Source organism: Alkalibacterium putridalgicola (genome assembly GCF_900109825.1).
Lineage (GTDB): Bacteria > Bacillota > Bacilli > Lactobacillales > Carnobacteriaceae_A > Alkalibacterium > Alkalibacterium putridalgicola.
The window spans coordinates 22,741-37,802 of record NZ_FOBL01000024.1; the positions used below are offsets into that span (position 1 = coordinate 22,741).

Here is a 15,062-nt window from a genome sequence, read left to right on the forward strand (position 1 = left end):
GCTTGATCGGGATAAGGTCTTGATTAGGCGTACTCGCCTAATCATTCAGCTTGAGTAATGCCAATGAAGGGCTGATTGGACGTGCTCAGGATATAAACAGTCTGAGCACTGCCAATGAGGCGCGCATTCAGCGTACTCGGGACAGAAAGAGCTTGGGTAATGCCATTGAAGGGCGCATTGAACGTACTCAGCACAGAATGAGTGTGGGTAATGCCAATGAAGGGCACATTGGACGTACTCACCACAGAATCAGTTTGAGCGATGCCAATGAAGGGCGCATTGGACGTACTCAGCACAGAATGGGCGTGAGTAATGCCAATGAAGCGCGCATTCAGCGTACTCGGGACAGAAAGAGCTTGGATAATGCCAATGAAGGGCGCATTGAACGTACTCAGAATAGAAAGAGCTTGGGTAATGCCAATGAGGCGCGCATTCGACGTACTCACCACAGGATCAGTTTGAGCGATGCCAATGAAGCGCTGATTCGACGTACTCACCACAGAATAAGTTTGAGTAATGCCAATGAAGCGCTCTCAAACGAGCTCAGTTAATATTCAGATTAACTAGGATCTAATAAGGTCTGGATTCGGCTTCAGCCGAATCCCACCTATCTAAAAGAACATACTCTACATACAATAAAAGCATCTTTAGCAAACAGAAAAGGAAGATAACGATGACGGGTTTGAGGTACAAGGCAAAAATCATTTACGACGGCACCCACTTTTCCGGCTACCAGATACAGCCGGACGAGCGAACGGTCCAGGGGGATCTGGAAAAAGTACTCACTAAAATAGCCAAAGGAGAAAACGTCCGGGTACACGGTGCGGGGCGGACAGATGCCGGCGTCCATGCCAGAGGACAGATCATTCACTTTGATTTTCCTTTTGAAATCGATCCAGTGGGACTCATGACAGGCATGAATTCCGGAACGACGTCTGAAATCACCATTCTGGACATGGAACGTGTGGAAGATTCCTTTCATGCACGTTACCTGGCCAAAGGGAAAAAATATACGTATCGCGTCGATAACAACCGGTTTCGCGATCCGTTTTTGAGACACTACAGCCATCATCACCGCTACCCGATGACCATAGAAAAAGTAGAGCAGGCGCTCAACCAGCTGGTCGGGAGACACGACTTCACAAGTTTCGCCTCCACTCATTCAGACAAGGAAGACAAAGTCCGGACCATCTACCAGGCATCAGTCAAAATGGACGAAGACACGAACGAGTGGGTCTTTACTTTCGTAGGGAACGGCTTTTTGTACAATATGATCCGAATCCTGATGGGAACACTGCTACAGGTCGCTGACGGACGACGTGAGCCGGAAGAGATAAAAGCAATCATTGCTGCCAAAGACAGAGAAGCAGCCGGACCGACATTATCACCTTCAGGCCTGTGTATGGAAACTGTCTACTATGATACAGAGGAAATTCCAGGATACAACAAGGAGGGGTAAGCGATGATCCATAGACAATACAACGTCACGGGCCACATGATCGATGCTTCATTCTCAGAAAAAGAAGTGACTGACATCTTCATCCCACTGCTGGAGAAGCTGGTCAAACTAAAACTGGATAAAAGGGACCGCGTGATCGTTTATCTGGCTGCACCGCCGGGAGCGGGAAAAACGACCTTATCCTTGTTTCTCGAAGACCTTTACAAAGAACAGGATCATCTATTCAGTTTTCAGTCGGTTGCCATGGACGGCTTTCATCATTATAATGCTTATCTGGAAAGCCATACTGTTACGAGAAAAGGCCATGAGGAGCGTTTAAAGGATTTTAAGGGCATACCCGAATCGTTTGACTTAAATACCTTAAAAGAGAAAATAGAGGCGCTCAGACAGGAGGAATCCATTGAGTGGCCGACGTATGACCGGACACGTCATGATGTCTCCGAAGAAACGGTCGAAGTGGATGCGGATATCGTTCTGATCGAAGGGAATTATCTGCTGCTGGATAAAGAAGGATGGCGTGAATTGAAAGAGTATGCTGATTATACGATTTTTATCGATACGACACTGGACAGACTTGAAAAACGTCTGATCGACAGAAAACAGCTGGGGGGTACGAGCCTGGAAAAAGCCGTCGACCATTATAATAAAACAGATAAAGTCAATGCCGAGCTTGTACTGGCTCAGTCCATGGATGCGGATCTTAAACTCTATCTGACTTCTGAAGGCTTCTCCAGATCAGCTGAATAAGAATCAGAATAAAGCGGCGACCGTTGGTTACGTAAACTGGAAATCTAAAAGACGTATTCAACGGCTAATGATCACTCATGTCGTTGTGTATGTCTTTTCGGTTTGATAAGAGAAACTGGGAAGAGGTTTCGGCTTATGGCATATGCTTTGTAACTGGACGTTTTTTGTATTTAAATAAGAATAAGAGAAACACCGAATCAGAAGGAGGGCCCTTTTTGGGAGAGAACCTGAATGATAAAATTAAAAAGCGTTATGACCGGGTATCACGTGTCTATGACTCGATGGACAAGATGATGAAAGACAGCTGGCGAAAGGATATGCTGCAGGAAGTTGAAGGAAAGGTTCTGGAAGCAGGGATCGGAACAGGTGCCAATCTGCCGTATTATCCTGCAGGCATTGAACTGACCGGCATCGATTTCAGCCCGAAAATGCTTGAACATGCCAGAAAGAAGCTCGATACACTGACTTTGCCTTATACAGTGACACTCGAAGAAATGGATATCCAGCAGCTGGACTTTCCGGATGATACGTTTGATTATGTCGTCACCACCTGCGTTTTCTGTTCGGTCCCGGACCCGGTGAAAGGGTTGAAAGAGCTGGGCAGAGTCTGCAAACCCGATGGGAAGATTTTGATGCTGGAACATATGCGCAGTGAAAATGAAGCGGTCGGCAAGGCGATGGATCTCTTTAACCCGCTGGCGGTCAATACGTGGGGAGCAAACATCAACAGGAAAACACTGGAAAATATCAATAAGGCTGGTCTAAAGATCGAACAGAAAGAGAATCTTTTCTCAACCATTGTAAGGAAGATCGTGGTGAAACCAGAGTTGTGAAGTCTGAAAATAAACAAGTCAAGGGCACTCAATCTCTAAAAAAGACTGATGAACCAGTCTTTTTATGAAAACACCGTCCCGGATTTAAATGAGGGGATGGAGGAAAAGGCATTTAAAAAGATTTTTATATACAATTTGTCATGATGATACAGTCTTGTAACATCCATTGTTTGTTTTGTTACAGAAACTAAATAAAGTTTCACCCATGTTTATGCTATACTCATACGAGTGGAGAAAATAAAGGTATGAATAACAATGTTTCATATCTACACCGGTAAGGATATTAGCATAAAATTAACTTAAATCACTTTTATAGAATGGGGAGCTTTCTTTTTGAACAAAAAATTTGTTGTATCATTAATGACATCGTTAGTGCTGGCAGGACCTTTGTTACGTTTAACAGTAGTGGATGCATCACAAAACTCAGAAGATGCCGTGAGTCAGGAAGATAAGTCTTTTGAAAAGGAAAAAGCAGAGCTTGAAGAAACTATTTCAGACGCCCAGGCAACCATCGATGACCTTGTTATAGATATCAGCAGTCAGGAAGCAGACCTTGAAAAGGGTAGAACAGAAATCGAACAGGCTCAAGAAGAAATCACTCAGCTGAAAGAGCAAATCAAACAGCGCAGTGAAGAGTTAGTAAACAAATCACGTTCTGACAAGAAAAAAAACGTGAACCTGTTAAATCCGGTGGGACAAATGGGTGATGTGAACAGTTTGGCTCCCTCTGCTCAGAATACTTTACTGGCACAAATAAACGATCAGAAGGCACTGGATAGAGCTGAAGAGCAAGTGAAACGCCAGGAAGAAGAGCTGAAGAGCGCCGAAGCGGAACTGAAAGTCAACCGGGACGACATCGTCAGCCAGCGTACGGAGCTGGAAGACAGGATCGTTAAGGTCGCTGAAAAGTTTGACATGTCGGATGATGAAAAAGAGTCATTCGTCAACGAACAGACCATCATAGCTGAACGAACAAGCAGCTTGAATGAAGAGCTGAAAAACGAACAGCAGCGTATTCTCGAAGAAGAACGTGAAAAAGAAGAAGCCGAGCGTTTAGCTGAAGAAAAACGCAAAAAAGAAAAAGAAGCGGAAGAAAAAGCAAAAGCCGAAGCAGAAAAGAAAGCAGAAAAAGAGAAAGCGGCAAAAGAAAAAGCTAAAGTAGAAGTAAAGGCGGAGGTCTCAACGTCGTCATCTGAAGGAGCGAAAGAGTCAAAAAGCAGTGGATGGTCACGTCCGGCAAGCGGCAATATGACGTCACCTTTTGGCTATCGTACCCATCCGGTAACGGGTAAACAAGGGTCTTTCCACTCCGGGATCGATATTGCAGGCAGCGGTTCTGTTGTTGCTTCACGTGCCGGAACAGTGACCCAAGCATCATACTCTGACACGTATGGTTATACAGTGATCGTTGATCATGGTGACGGGTACTCTACCTTATATGCGCACTTGAAAAAAGGTTTAAGTGTGTCGAATGGCCAGAGCGTCTCGCAGGGTCAGCAGGTTGGCATCATGGGAACGACCGGACGTTCAACAGGCGTTCACCTGCACTTTGAAGTCCGCAAAGGCGGAGAAGCTGTCAACCCGATGAACTATTTAAACTAAAGGGACGATAAGCTCTCTCAGTAAACCAATTGAATAGGACTGAAAGAGGAAGAAAACGACCACGTTTTCTTCCTCTTTTTTAATCGCTTTAGAAAATGGAAGTATCTGATTGCCGAATAACTGAAAAGGTGGTTGAGTCCATATTTATTCCTTAGCTTCAAGTCTTATTGTATAGCGGAAAAATAGTGGCTTTTGATTAGGGGTTCCTGTTCAAGAACCATAACAGTCTCTTCTTCAGCATCTGTTTAAAAGTTGTCAGAAATCCATAAAATATCCATAACTAATGGTTATTATTAAACTAGCAAGAAGAGATAACTATAAGGAGATGGATCAAATGAATATGATTAGTGGAATTCTAGCAGGGGCTTTAGCTTTTTCAGGTGGACTGGGTTTCTCAGATATTGTTAAAGAAGATATGACAAACCAAGACATAGTCAGTGTAGAGAACAATGTCAGTTATAACCATATGTCAGATGTGATGGATGCGGAAGATTTTAAAGATATGGAAAGATTAATGGAAGACGAGATTATCAACTTCGGACAAATGAAGCCGCATTTGAATGAAGTGCATCCTGAGTTAACTAATCAGCAGCTTAGGGAGCATTACAAGGATATGCATGGAACAGGCGGATCTTCTCAAAGTAATAATTTCAAAGGTATGGACAGCATGCATTAAAGGTTAAATTATAAAAGAAGCCACAAGCAATACTTAGTGGCTTCTTTATATTTGGTTATAGCAGATAACTAATCACGTGCTACTTTTGCATGTACACCACACATGTCTTGGATTATGATGATAATAAAGTTATTTTGTAATATAAGTTAAATATGTCATACAAATAAAACATAACTTTGGCAGTGTTTATGCTATACTATTTTTTGACAAAGAAAAAAGTAGAAATCACTTAGCCGTAAAGAAAATATAAAAATGTACTATCAACCTAAACAGATATCAAAGGACAAGGAGCTACATATCGTGAAAAAAAATACATTTTAACATTTATAGCATCAGTAATTCTCGCAGGACCTTTAATGCAGCCGATAGAGGTTGAAGCCTCTCAAAAATTAGAAGAACTGGAAATTCAGCAGCAGGAACTGGAAAGTGAATCACAAAAAATAGGTACTGAGGTCCAGAGCCGTGAAGAAAAAATGGCATCACTTGAAAAAGAAAAAGCTCAACTGGAAAAAGAAGTGACCGCCCTTCAAGCAGATATCGATACTCTAGTTCTGGAAATCAATGAACAGGAAAATGAAATCCAGCGCATCAAAGAAGAAATCGAACGTCTGCAGAAAGAAATCGTTCAACTGCAACAGCAGATCGATAACCGTAATGAACAACTGGAATCACAAGCACGTTCTGTACAGACAAACGCCAGCGCTTCAGACATCGTTGACTTGTTGATGTCAGCGGAAAGCTTATCTGATTTAGTTGGACGCATCAACGTCGTCAATAAACTGGTTACTGCAAATCAGGATATTATGGGAGAACAGATCGCTGACCAGAATGCTTTAGAAGAAAACGAAAAACAAGTTAAAGCTGAACAGGAAGAGATGGAAAAAGTTAAAGCTCAACTGGAAGTCAGCCGAAATAATTTAGTCAACCAGCGTGTTGAGTTAGATGATAAAATCGTTCAGATCGCAGAAAAATATGAGATGAATGCTGAAGAAAGAGAATCATTCATCAATGAACAGGCGATCCTTGCAGAACGTACCAGCACATTAAATGAAGAAATGAAAGCTGAGAAACAGCGCATCATTGAAGAAGAACGTGCTAGACAAGAAGCGATCCGTATCGCTCAGGAAAAAGCACAGAGAGAAGCAGAAGCAAAGGCTAAAGCAGAAGCGGCAGCAAGAGCTAAGGCAGAGGCAAAAACAGCTGCCGCCGCCAAAGCCAACGATAAACCACAAGCTGCAACGTCTTCAAATAATGCAAGTTCGACTGAGGCTTCATCGAATGTGGCTCCAACAAGTAATGGATGGACAAGACCCGCTAGAGGGAGAATATCGTCCCCCTATGGCTGGCGAACTCATCCGATTTTTGGCGATCGCCGATTCCATACAGGTGTTGATATCGCAGGAAGTGGCCCGATCATAGCTGCCCGTGCCGGTACTGTAACTACAGCCGGGTATAATGGCGCCCTAGGCTATTACGTCAAGGTAGACCACGGTGATGGCTATACATCAGTGTATTCGCATATGCAGCCTAATCTAAGTGTTGCGCGTGGTCAACGAGTGTCACAAGGTCAACAGCTCGGCATCATGGGGACTACTGGAGATTCTACGGGTGTGCACCTGGATTTCAAAGTGTATAGGAATGGAGAAACCGTTGATCCGATGAACTATATCAATTAGTAATTTCAAAATTTAGTACGTGTCAGTGTAAAATTATGACGTCAGTGGATGAACAGTCGCTGACGTCTTTTTTTGAACAATTAACCAGTGAATAAACAAAAAAATAATATAAACTGCAATCTCCATTTTTTCTCCATAATTCTTTTTTATACTAAAGGTATAGAATAAGAAGAGGTGGAGAAAATGAAAAAAGGAAAAAAATATATCGCAAGTTTACTGGTTATTGGAGGAGTATCTAGTGTTAGTCTATATAACAGTGAACTGAGCAATGTTGCAGCCCATGGGAATCAGGAACAGTCGCCAGATCCATATTGGGACGATCGTGATGAGACAATATGGGATCATATGGAAGGCATGCATGGAAATTCTTTCCGAAACAGAGAGAACAGCATTCCAGATGATAATGGCAGTGAAAACAACACTAATAAAAGTTACGATAAAGAAACCGATAGCTGGAATAACTGGCACAATAGAATGTGGGGATTTAGCGATGAAAATCGGTCGGAGAATCCCGAGTCATTTTTTGGTGATATGGGAAATCACATGAGAGGTTTTAGTGACGTTTCCTTTAATGGTATGTTCGATTGGATGGAAGAGATGCATAATTCATTTAACTTCAATAGAGGAATCATGGACTGGGATGAGCGGGAGTTAAATAACAATGAAGACAGAGAATTTATGAAGAGATTTAATTTCTTCAATTCAAAATAGTTAGATTAAGTTAAAATGCGAATACAACAAGGATCGATGACTCATCCTGTTGTATTCATTTCTTTTAAATAGAATAGGAGAATGTTTATATGATAGAATTGTTCAGTATCGGACATTTTAGTATTTCTTTATTGGGCGTGACCAGTGCCCTGGGTATGATTATTGGATTATTGCTTATTCAAAAAGAAGGTGAACGTAAACGGCTGGATAAAGATATGCTGATGGATCTGGGGCTGTATACTGCTTTACTTGGGATTATAGGTGCCAGATTAGGATACATACTGTTCTTTAACCTAGACCATTATCTGGCAAATCCCTTGGACATCTTTAAGATCTCTCAAGGTGGTTTATCGATTCAAGGAGCCATTCTGGTTGCCGGATCGTTTGCATTCTGGTTTATGAAAAAGAAGAAAATGGCTGTCTGGAAAACAGCAGATGCAATCGTTCCAGGGGTTATATTAGGTCAGGCGATAGGCCGTGTCGGCTGTGACGTTTTCGGTGTGCCGATGAGCAGAAACTGGCCATGGGGAGTCATGGTAGGTGGCGAACTGCTGCACCCGGCCCAGCTCTATGAAGTAGCGTTAAACTTTATATTGTTTCTGATTATATGGAGAAGAAGACAGACGGCCAAATTTGACGGCGAATTGTTCTTCATATATGTCATCGGTTTTGCTTTCAACAGGTTTATTGTAGAGTTCTTCAGATCTAACCCTCAGGCAATCGGCAGTTTAAGTATTGCACATGTCTTGAGTTTGCTGATTATTGTTTTAGGCTTGCTGTTATTAATGTTCATGCGAAACAAGCATAATGATCAAATTGAATATACCAGCGAAGCGGGTACATTGAAAAATGCAATGGTCTATGGAATTATAGCGTTAGGCTTTATTGGATCAGTAGTATTCTATTACGGGATCCATTTTATATACAGTCGATAACAAAGGAGAAAAATACATGGAAACAATACTATTTATCGTTGTTATGATTATTGGCCACGTGCTTATGATGTATTTGATGCCTGGTATGCACGGGGGCCATTCTCACAAAAAAGTTAGTGATGCTGATAATGCCTTATTAGAAAAAGAGATACTGGAAGAAAAAAATAGAAAGTTAAAAGAAGAATTACATGAGCTGAGATCTAGAGTTGGACATAAGGAAAGGTGAGAAGCATCGTGTTGAGGCAAAGAATTATAAAATCATTAGGATATATCGTGATTTCGCTATTCATTATGTCCGTATCAATAGCTTTTACAATTAATTTTACTCCTTTATATATAGTTGATATTGATTATTTGAACATCACAGATTATGTAAATGTATCTAAAGAACAAATTATATTAAATTATCGAATCTTAATGGATTACTTGAATATGCCTTGGATAACAGATTTGGCAATGCCTGATTTTCCAAGTTCCGAAAGGGGACTGTTTCATTTCTATGAAGTGAAAAGATTATTCATGTTTAATTACCTTATTCTTGCTGCTGCGGGATCAGGGACGTATTTTTTTATGAGGTATATAAAAAGTAGAAATTTATACAAAAGTTTGCTTATATATTTTAAAAATGGGATTTTTCTATCTTTGACAGTTATAGTAGGTATTCTGATTAGCTTTGATAGCTTATTTCTATTATTTCATCAGTCATTTTTCAACAATGATGCGTGGTTGTTCAATCCTGCTACAGATCCCATAATTCTGATTTTACCGGCTGAGTTCTTTATGCACAATTTTTTGTTAGCTTTTGGATTAGTTGAAATCTTACTGATAACTGGCTACGTTTTGACAAAGAGAAAAACAAGAGACATAAGTCTATTGTCGAAAAAGAAAGAGGTAGGAAAACAGGTAGGCTTTGAGAAGGAGATTTCTACTAAAATAAATTGAGTAGGAGATAATTGTAAATAACATAATGTTCAAGATAAGATTATAATAACAATAAAATAATGGAGGAATTAAAATGTCTACAAAAATCGCAGTCAATGGATTTGGACGAGTTGGGAGAACAGTACTGAGAAGATTGTTAGATACAGATTCAGATTTGGAAGTTGTGGCTGTTAATGATTTAAGTGATATTGAAAACTTAGATTAACTGATGGAATTTGACACAACATACGGACGTTTAAAGCATGATGTCCAGGTTCGGGAGAATACTTTGGTTATAAAATGGGCATGAAATCAACTACTATCAGGAATCAGAAGAAGGGAATTTACTGTAGGAAGATTTAGGGGTCGACATAGTAATAGAAGCGACGGGAGTGAATGCAACGGCTGAAAATTCGCAGGAACACATCAAAGCTGGTGCGAAAAAAGTTATACTTACGACTCCGGCTGATAAGGAAACGAAAATCATTGTCTTAGGAGTCATTGAGGATGTCATTACACAAGACGACAAACTCCTTTCTTCCGGTTCGTGTACATCAAATGATTTGGCGCCTGTTACAAAAGTTCTGAATGATAAACTTGGAATCGAAACTGTTTATATGAAGGCGGTTAAGGCATACACGCCTTCGCAGTCATTACACGATAGCCCCGGCTCTAAGGATATGCGCCGGGGTAGAGTAGGAGCCATAAATGCTATTCCTACTTCTACCGGGCGCCCAAGGCGGTCGGGAAGGTCATTCCTTCTATAGAAAACAGTATCGATGGATCAGCAACTCGAGTGCCATTTCCTGATGCTGCAATAGTGGAGTTTTATACTACTCTTAAAAAGAAAGTGATGATTGAAGAAGTGAATAAAGCAATGAACGAAGCCGCCAATTCTTCATTCGAATATTCTGAAAACCGATTGTATCTTCGGACGTTATTGGTACTTCTGCAGGAGGAATATTTGACGCCACGTTAACGGATATTATAAAAAATAAAGATACTCAACTTATTAAAACAGTTTCATGGTATGACATTAAGTATGGTTTTGTTTCCAATCTTGTTCGTTTGATAGAATATGTAGCTGAATTATAGAGAAGCAGACGAAAAAAGAGTTGATGAAAAATATCGGCTCTTTTTAAATCTATTATCATAAAATCCAAAGAGATTTCGGTATTACGGTAAAAAATTAAACTACTGGTGGTTCTATTGCAGGAATATTCAATGTATAATAAGTTTACAAAAGGAGTTCGATATGATTATTATTTTAGTTGGCGCCCCGGGATCGGGTAAAGGGACAGTGGCAGAACGCATTCAAAACAAGTATGAATTTCCCATTGTATCCTCGGGGGAAATATTGCGTAACGAAATGAAACAGGAGACGGCAATTGGAAAACAAGTCTTAAGTTATGTATCTTCAGGGAAATTAGTGCCGGATAGAATAATCACCGCACTTATTAAACAAAAAATAAGCAAACATCAGCATAAATGCTCGGTTGTCTTAGATGGTTATCCTCGCAATTTAAACCAGTCATTAGCTTTGGAGGATATAACCCAGACAAAACAGAGAGTATTCTATCTGGATGTTCCAAAGGATATCTTAAAAGAGCGGCTTATAAATCGTGGAAGAACAGACGACACCGAAAAGGTAATCGAACAGCGTTTTGAAGTTTTCTTAAACGAGACCCGACCGATTTTAGATTACTACAAAAGAAGAGACACATTAGTTAGAATAAGTGGAACATCGTCAGATGAAATCTTTCGAAAAATCGATGCACTTTTATCGAAGTAGAGCAGTGCAGTATAATGTATTGCGGATACATTTCTTTCTGATGAATAGTGGATAAAGGAGACCAGGTGAATGAACATATTAGTTGTTGATGACGAGCAGTCGATTCTGGAAATCGTCCAGGCTTATTTAAATGCTGACGGCCATGATGTTTATATAGCATCTACTGGTGAAAAAGCATTTGAAACATTTTATAATCACAGCATTGACTTTATCATCTTAGATATTATGCTGCCGGATTATACTGGCTGGGAGATTTGCGAGAAAATTAGAGAATCGTCGGATGTACCTATTATCTTGCTGACCGCTAAATCGAATGAATCAGACGTTATCAAGGGACTGAAACTTGGGGCAGATGATTACGTCACGAAGCCTTTTAGTCCTAAAGAACTGCTTGCCAGAATCGTAACAGTAATGAGAAGGATGAAAACAGTCAATAATGAGGATAAACTGACTTTTAATAAAGGTGATCTGGTCATCTTCCCTAATACAATGGAAGTAGTTGCGCATGGAGACAATGTGTTATTAACTCACACAGAATTTGAACTTCTGGAGATCATGGCAAGAGAACCGCGTCACGTCTTTTCTCGTGATCAATTGCTTGAAAAGGTAAAAGGACTGGAAGCCACGGCAATGGACAGAGTGATCGACTCCCATATAAAAAATTTGAGAGCAAAAATCGAGAGAGACCCTAAAATACCGATGTATATTGAAACTGTACACGGCAGCGGTTACCGTTTTGGAGTGAATTATGAAGAGAACCTTATTTAGTCATTTATTCATTTATATTCTAAGTGGAAGTATACTCATGATTTCTTTATTCAGTTTTTTGACCTTTCAACTTACTGAAAACAGATTTGATGATTACTTGAGTGACCGTTTTATAAATGAAAGAGAAACAGTCATCGAAACCATCGAAACAGCATATGACGGTGAAAGTCAGTGGGACCGGGAAATACTTTCTGGCGCTATTCAGAATGCCATGCATTCGCATATGTTTGTGCGGATCGTGGATGCAGACGGTAATGAAATAATCAGTCAGTCCTCACCGATGGGACAGCATATGCGGGGCATGCAAATGATTGAAGTGCTGCCTGGGGAAGACTGGTTTGAAGAAGAAGTAGACTTGTTTTCAGGTGAGAATAATATCGGGACAGCATTTATCACTTACCCGGGTTTTCAGGACTATACTTCTGAAGAAGAAGAGTTCATTGAAGATCTGATCCTTTTGATTGCATTGATGGGTCTGCTAACTTTTGTTATTGCCGGGGTTATGGCCTACCTCATATCCAGACGTTTGAGCAGGCCAATTGCAGCGACCAGCGAACGGACACAGCAAATCGCTCAAGGACGGGATATTGGAGAAGCTGAAACCAAAGATGAAAAAATCAGCGAGCTCTTCCAGCTGCAGCAGAGCGTCAATGTTCTAGCCGCTCGGTTAGCCGAGCAGAAAAGAATTCGGAATCAGATGGTTTCGGATCTGGCTCATGAGGTGAGGACGCCTTTGACTACGCTGCAGGGGAATGTTGAGGCCATGCTGGACGGTGTCTGGGAGGTCACGCCTGAACGGCTAAATAGCCTGAATCGTCAGGTCATACGTCTCGCTCATTTAGTCCAGCTGATTGATCAGCTGGACGATACAGAAAACACAAATAAGCAATTGAATCTCGAAACGTTTGATATCAAAGAACTGCTATCTAATATCTCCATCTCATTTGAACCGCAGGTTAATGAAAAGCAGGTGACTCTAAATCTAAAAGCACAGTCGGAAATGATTGAAGCGGATAGAAATAAGCTGGAACAGGTGATAACAAATCTATTAGCCAATGCAGTTAAATTCACACCCGAAGATGGGGAAATCAGTTTAATATCCAAACGCATCAAGAATGAAATTATAATAATGATTCAGGATAACGGGAAGGGGATACCAGAAGATAAGTTAGACTACATTTTTGAGCGCTTTTATCAAGTAGAACCTTCACGGAACAGTAAACTGCAGGGTCAAGGAATCGGTCTGGCAGTTGTAAAAAGCATTATAGATGCACATCAAGGGGATATTAGAGTTGAGAGTGATGAAGGAAGAGGAACTACCTTTACGGTCGTCCTTCCCGAAAGTCAGAAAATATAAAAAGATTGAACTGATATAGAAAAAGGAAGTAGTTTAAAAAACAAACAGTTCTAGGACAAAGTATACTGTTTATACTGATGGGATGTACAGGTAATACGAATCTAACGGGTTCAAAAGTTAAGATAGATATATTAGAAAAAGACGGTAATGAAGTTATTCTGGATGTGGAACAGGACAAGGCATGCCGGAAGCGGTTGTAGTAATAGAAGAAGTTTATACTATAACGGTTGACGCCGTCGACTGTACATCAAATACTGATGTTGGAAGAGTAACTAATCTTATGCTGGTCATAGAAGTCGAACTAAAAACACCTAAGGATCGAGATCTAACGATCATCGTACAATAGTTGTTGGAATAAAAAGAACTCAATGAGTGCTGATTTCCGGCGTATTAATTTATGTATCTATCTAACTTGTAAAGTAACTATTTAAAGTTGCCAGGATAATAAATTTCTATCTTACCTCTTAAGTATGCAATACCGCATTTTATTGCAAACAGTTCGATAATCAACTAGTAGTTGAGAAGGAGCTATTGTGAAGGTATCTGTTTACTCAAGGCACGTAATGTTCGAGTGTGCTGATAAAACCACTGTAGGGATCTTCAACTAATTTTTTCATCGTAGCTATCTTTGAATAATCCATAGATTTATTCTACCTTCTTTATCATCGATTTTTCAAACGATATCCAGGACGCTACCCTCAACGACAATGATAATTGAACCTGACAGTTCATACTTTCTGTAATATTTAAAACGATCCGGAGGGCGACGTGATGTAAACGTTGCCCTCCGGATCGGTTTTCATTTTTTTTAAAGATGAGAAGTCTTTATTACAAAGTAAGCGATGAATAGCTGAGTACCTACAAATAAAAATCGGACACCTCTATAATGAGAAATGTCCGAAGAGTATAATAGACTGAATGTCTAGCGACATTCCACCTGTACCTTTGGATTCCATGGCAAATAAGCCTCCAAGGGTGTATTTTGTCGATTTGGAAGGTAAGTTAAGAGGTAGTCCAGATATTTTCGTGGATGTAATCCGTTGGATTTGGCCGTCTCGACGAGGCTCAAAATAGTCGCAACGGCATGAGCACCCTCAAAAGATTTTGAAAACAGCAAGTTCTTTCTGCCCATAACGAGTGACTTGATGCCACGTTCGGCTAGATTGTTGGATAGCACGAGACGGCCGTCCTTCAGAACGTTCATCATTCGCTCTTTCTGATTCAGCGCTTAGTTGATCGCTGTGCCAAGTTTGCCATGCGCAGTTAGGGATTCACACCAGTCAAAAAACGCCTCAAGCTTCGGCTTCACTAGTTCTAAGCGCTGATCATACCGTTCGCTAACAGATAAGTCCTTGAGGGACTTATCCAACACAAATAACTCGTTACACAGCGTGACTCCCTTATGAGCGACACTCTTACTGGAATAGTTCTTTGGACGGGCGTCATAGAACTTCCGTCTGATATGCGCCAGACAGGCAATCATCGTCATCCCTGGAAGATTGTTGTACCCGGAGAACCCATCACTATGTAGATAGCCAGTGTACTCCTCTAAGAAATCTCTAGGGACAGAGCCGCTGCGTGATGG

Annotated in this window: 15 protein-coding genes and 3 pseudogenes; 15 read left to right on the forward strand and 3 right to left on the reverse strand. The window is 40.7% G+C overall.

The features are described from left to right. Positions 1-41 precede the first annotated feature (41 nt). Positions 42-497: a hypothetical protein gene (locus tag BMX84_RS12430; protein WP_143058701.1), complete on the reverse strand. Its 456-nt coding sequence runs from the start codon at positions 495-497 to the stop codon at positions 42-44. A gap of 176 nt (positions 498-673) precedes the next feature. On the opposite strand from BMX84_RS12430, the gene truA reads away from it, so the two are divergent. The 15 genes and pseudogenes from truA to BMX84_RS08660 all read left to right on the forward strand — a co-directional run bounded on the left by truA (position 674) and on the right by BMX84_RS08660 (position 13,477). Next, on the forward strand, positions 674-1,459 hold the full coding sequence (gene truA / locus BMX84_RS08595; protein ID WP_091488908.1) for a tRNA pseudouridine(38-40) synthase TruA: 786 nt from the start codon (positions 674-676) through the stop codon (positions 1,457-1,459). A gap of 3 nt (positions 1,460-1,462) precedes the next feature. Then, positions 1,463-2,206 carry a nucleoside/nucleotide kinase family protein gene (locus BMX84_RS08600; protein WP_091488910.1) on the forward strand — a complete coding sequence of 248 codons (744 nt, stop codon included), beginning with the start codon at positions 1,463-1,465 and terminating at the stop codon, positions 2,204-2,206. 215 nt (positions 2,207-2,421) lie between these two features. Then, on the forward strand, positions 2,422-3,039 hold the full coding sequence (locus BMX84_RS08605; protein WP_218142363.1) for a class I SAM-dependent methyltransferase: 618 nt from the start codon (positions 2,422-2,424) through the stop codon (positions 3,037-3,039). A 333-nt stretch (positions 3,040-3,372) separates the two neighbouring features. Beyond that, entirely contained in the window at positions 3,373-4,641 is a 1,269-nt protein-coding gene (locus tag BMX84_RS08610) for a M23 family metallopeptidase (RefSeq protein WP_091488913.1), read from the forward strand. A 334-nt stretch (positions 4,642-4,975) separates the two neighbouring features. Further along, on the forward strand, positions 4,976-5,317 hold the full coding sequence (locus BMX84_RS08615) for a hypothetical protein (RefSeq protein WP_091488915.1): 342 nt from the start codon (positions 4,976-4,978) through the stop codon (positions 5,315-5,317). Positions 5,318-5,673: 356 nt separating this feature from the next. Beyond that, positions 5,674-6,993 carry a peptidoglycan DD-metalloendopeptidase family protein gene (locus tag BMX84_RS08620; protein ID WP_091488916.1) on the forward strand — a complete coding sequence of 440 codons (1,320 nt, stop codon included), beginning with the start codon at positions 5,674-5,676 and terminating at the stop codon, positions 6,991-6,993. Positions 6,994-7,176: 183 nt separating this feature from the next. Then, on the forward strand, positions 7,177-7,704 hold the full coding sequence (locus tag BMX84_RS08625) for a hypothetical protein (RefSeq protein WP_091488918.1): 528 nt from the start codon (positions 7,177-7,179) through the stop codon (positions 7,702-7,704). 89 nt (positions 7,705-7,793) lie between these two features. Then, entirely contained in the window at positions 7,794-8,639 is an 846-nt protein-coding gene (lgt, locus tag BMX84_RS08630) for a prolipoprotein diacylglyceryl transferase (protein ID WP_091488919.1), read from the forward strand. 16 nt (positions 8,640-8,655) lie between these two features. Beyond that, positions 8,656-8,865, forward strand: a complete 210-nt coding sequence (locus BMX84_RS08635) for an adhesion protein (RefSeq protein ID WP_091488921.1) — start codon at positions 8,656-8,658, stop codon at positions 8,863-8,865. 47 nt (positions 8,866-8,912) lie between these two features. After that, positions 8,913-9,488, forward strand: a pseudogene (locus BMX84_RS08640) (TIGR01906 family membrane protein); the annotation flags it as partial. 166 nt (positions 9,489-9,654) lie between these two features. After that, the gene (locus BMX84_RS12735) at positions 9,655-9,786 is read left to right on the forward strand and encodes a glyceraldehyde 3-phosphate dehydrogenase NAD-binding domain-containing protein (RefSeq protein ID WP_245750960.1); all 132 of its coding nucleotides are present in this window, start codon (positions 9,655-9,657) and stop codon (positions 9,784-9,786) included. A gap of 391 nt (positions 9,787-10,177) precedes the next feature. Beyond that, positions 10,178-10,539: pseudogene (locus BMX84_RS12740) on the forward strand (hypothetical protein). Positions 10,540-10,815: 276 nt separating this feature from the next. Then, entirely contained in the window at positions 10,816-11,352 is a 537-nt protein-coding gene (locus BMX84_RS08650) for an adenylate kinase family protein (protein ID WP_072695691.1), read from the forward strand. 69 nt (positions 11,353-11,421) lie between these two features. Continuing rightward, entirely contained in the window at positions 11,422-12,120 is a 699-nt protein-coding gene (locus BMX84_RS08655; protein WP_072695689.1) for a response regulator transcription factor, read from the forward strand. After that, complete coding sequence (locus BMX84_RS08660) at positions 12,101-13,477, forward strand: sensor histidine kinase (RefSeq protein ID WP_091488923.1); 1,377 nt, start codon at positions 12,101-12,103, stop codon at positions 13,475-13,477. The genes BMX84_RS08655 and BMX84_RS08660 overlap by 20 nt, the downstream gene beginning before the upstream one ends. A 922-nt stretch (positions 13,478-14,399) precedes the next feature. Here the strand turns inward: BMX84_RS08660 and BMX84_RS12870 are convergent. After that, the gene (locus BMX84_RS12870) at positions 14,400-14,594 is read right to left on the reverse strand and encodes a transposase domain-containing protein (RefSeq protein WP_425528535.1); all 195 of its coding nucleotides are present in this window, start codon (positions 14,592-14,594) and stop codon (positions 14,400-14,402) included. After that, a pseudogene (locus tag BMX84_RS12745) lies at positions 14,574-15,062 on the reverse strand (IS66 family transposase); the annotation flags it as partial. The pseudogene BMX84_RS12745 and the gene BMX84_RS12870, both read right to left, overlap by 21 nt.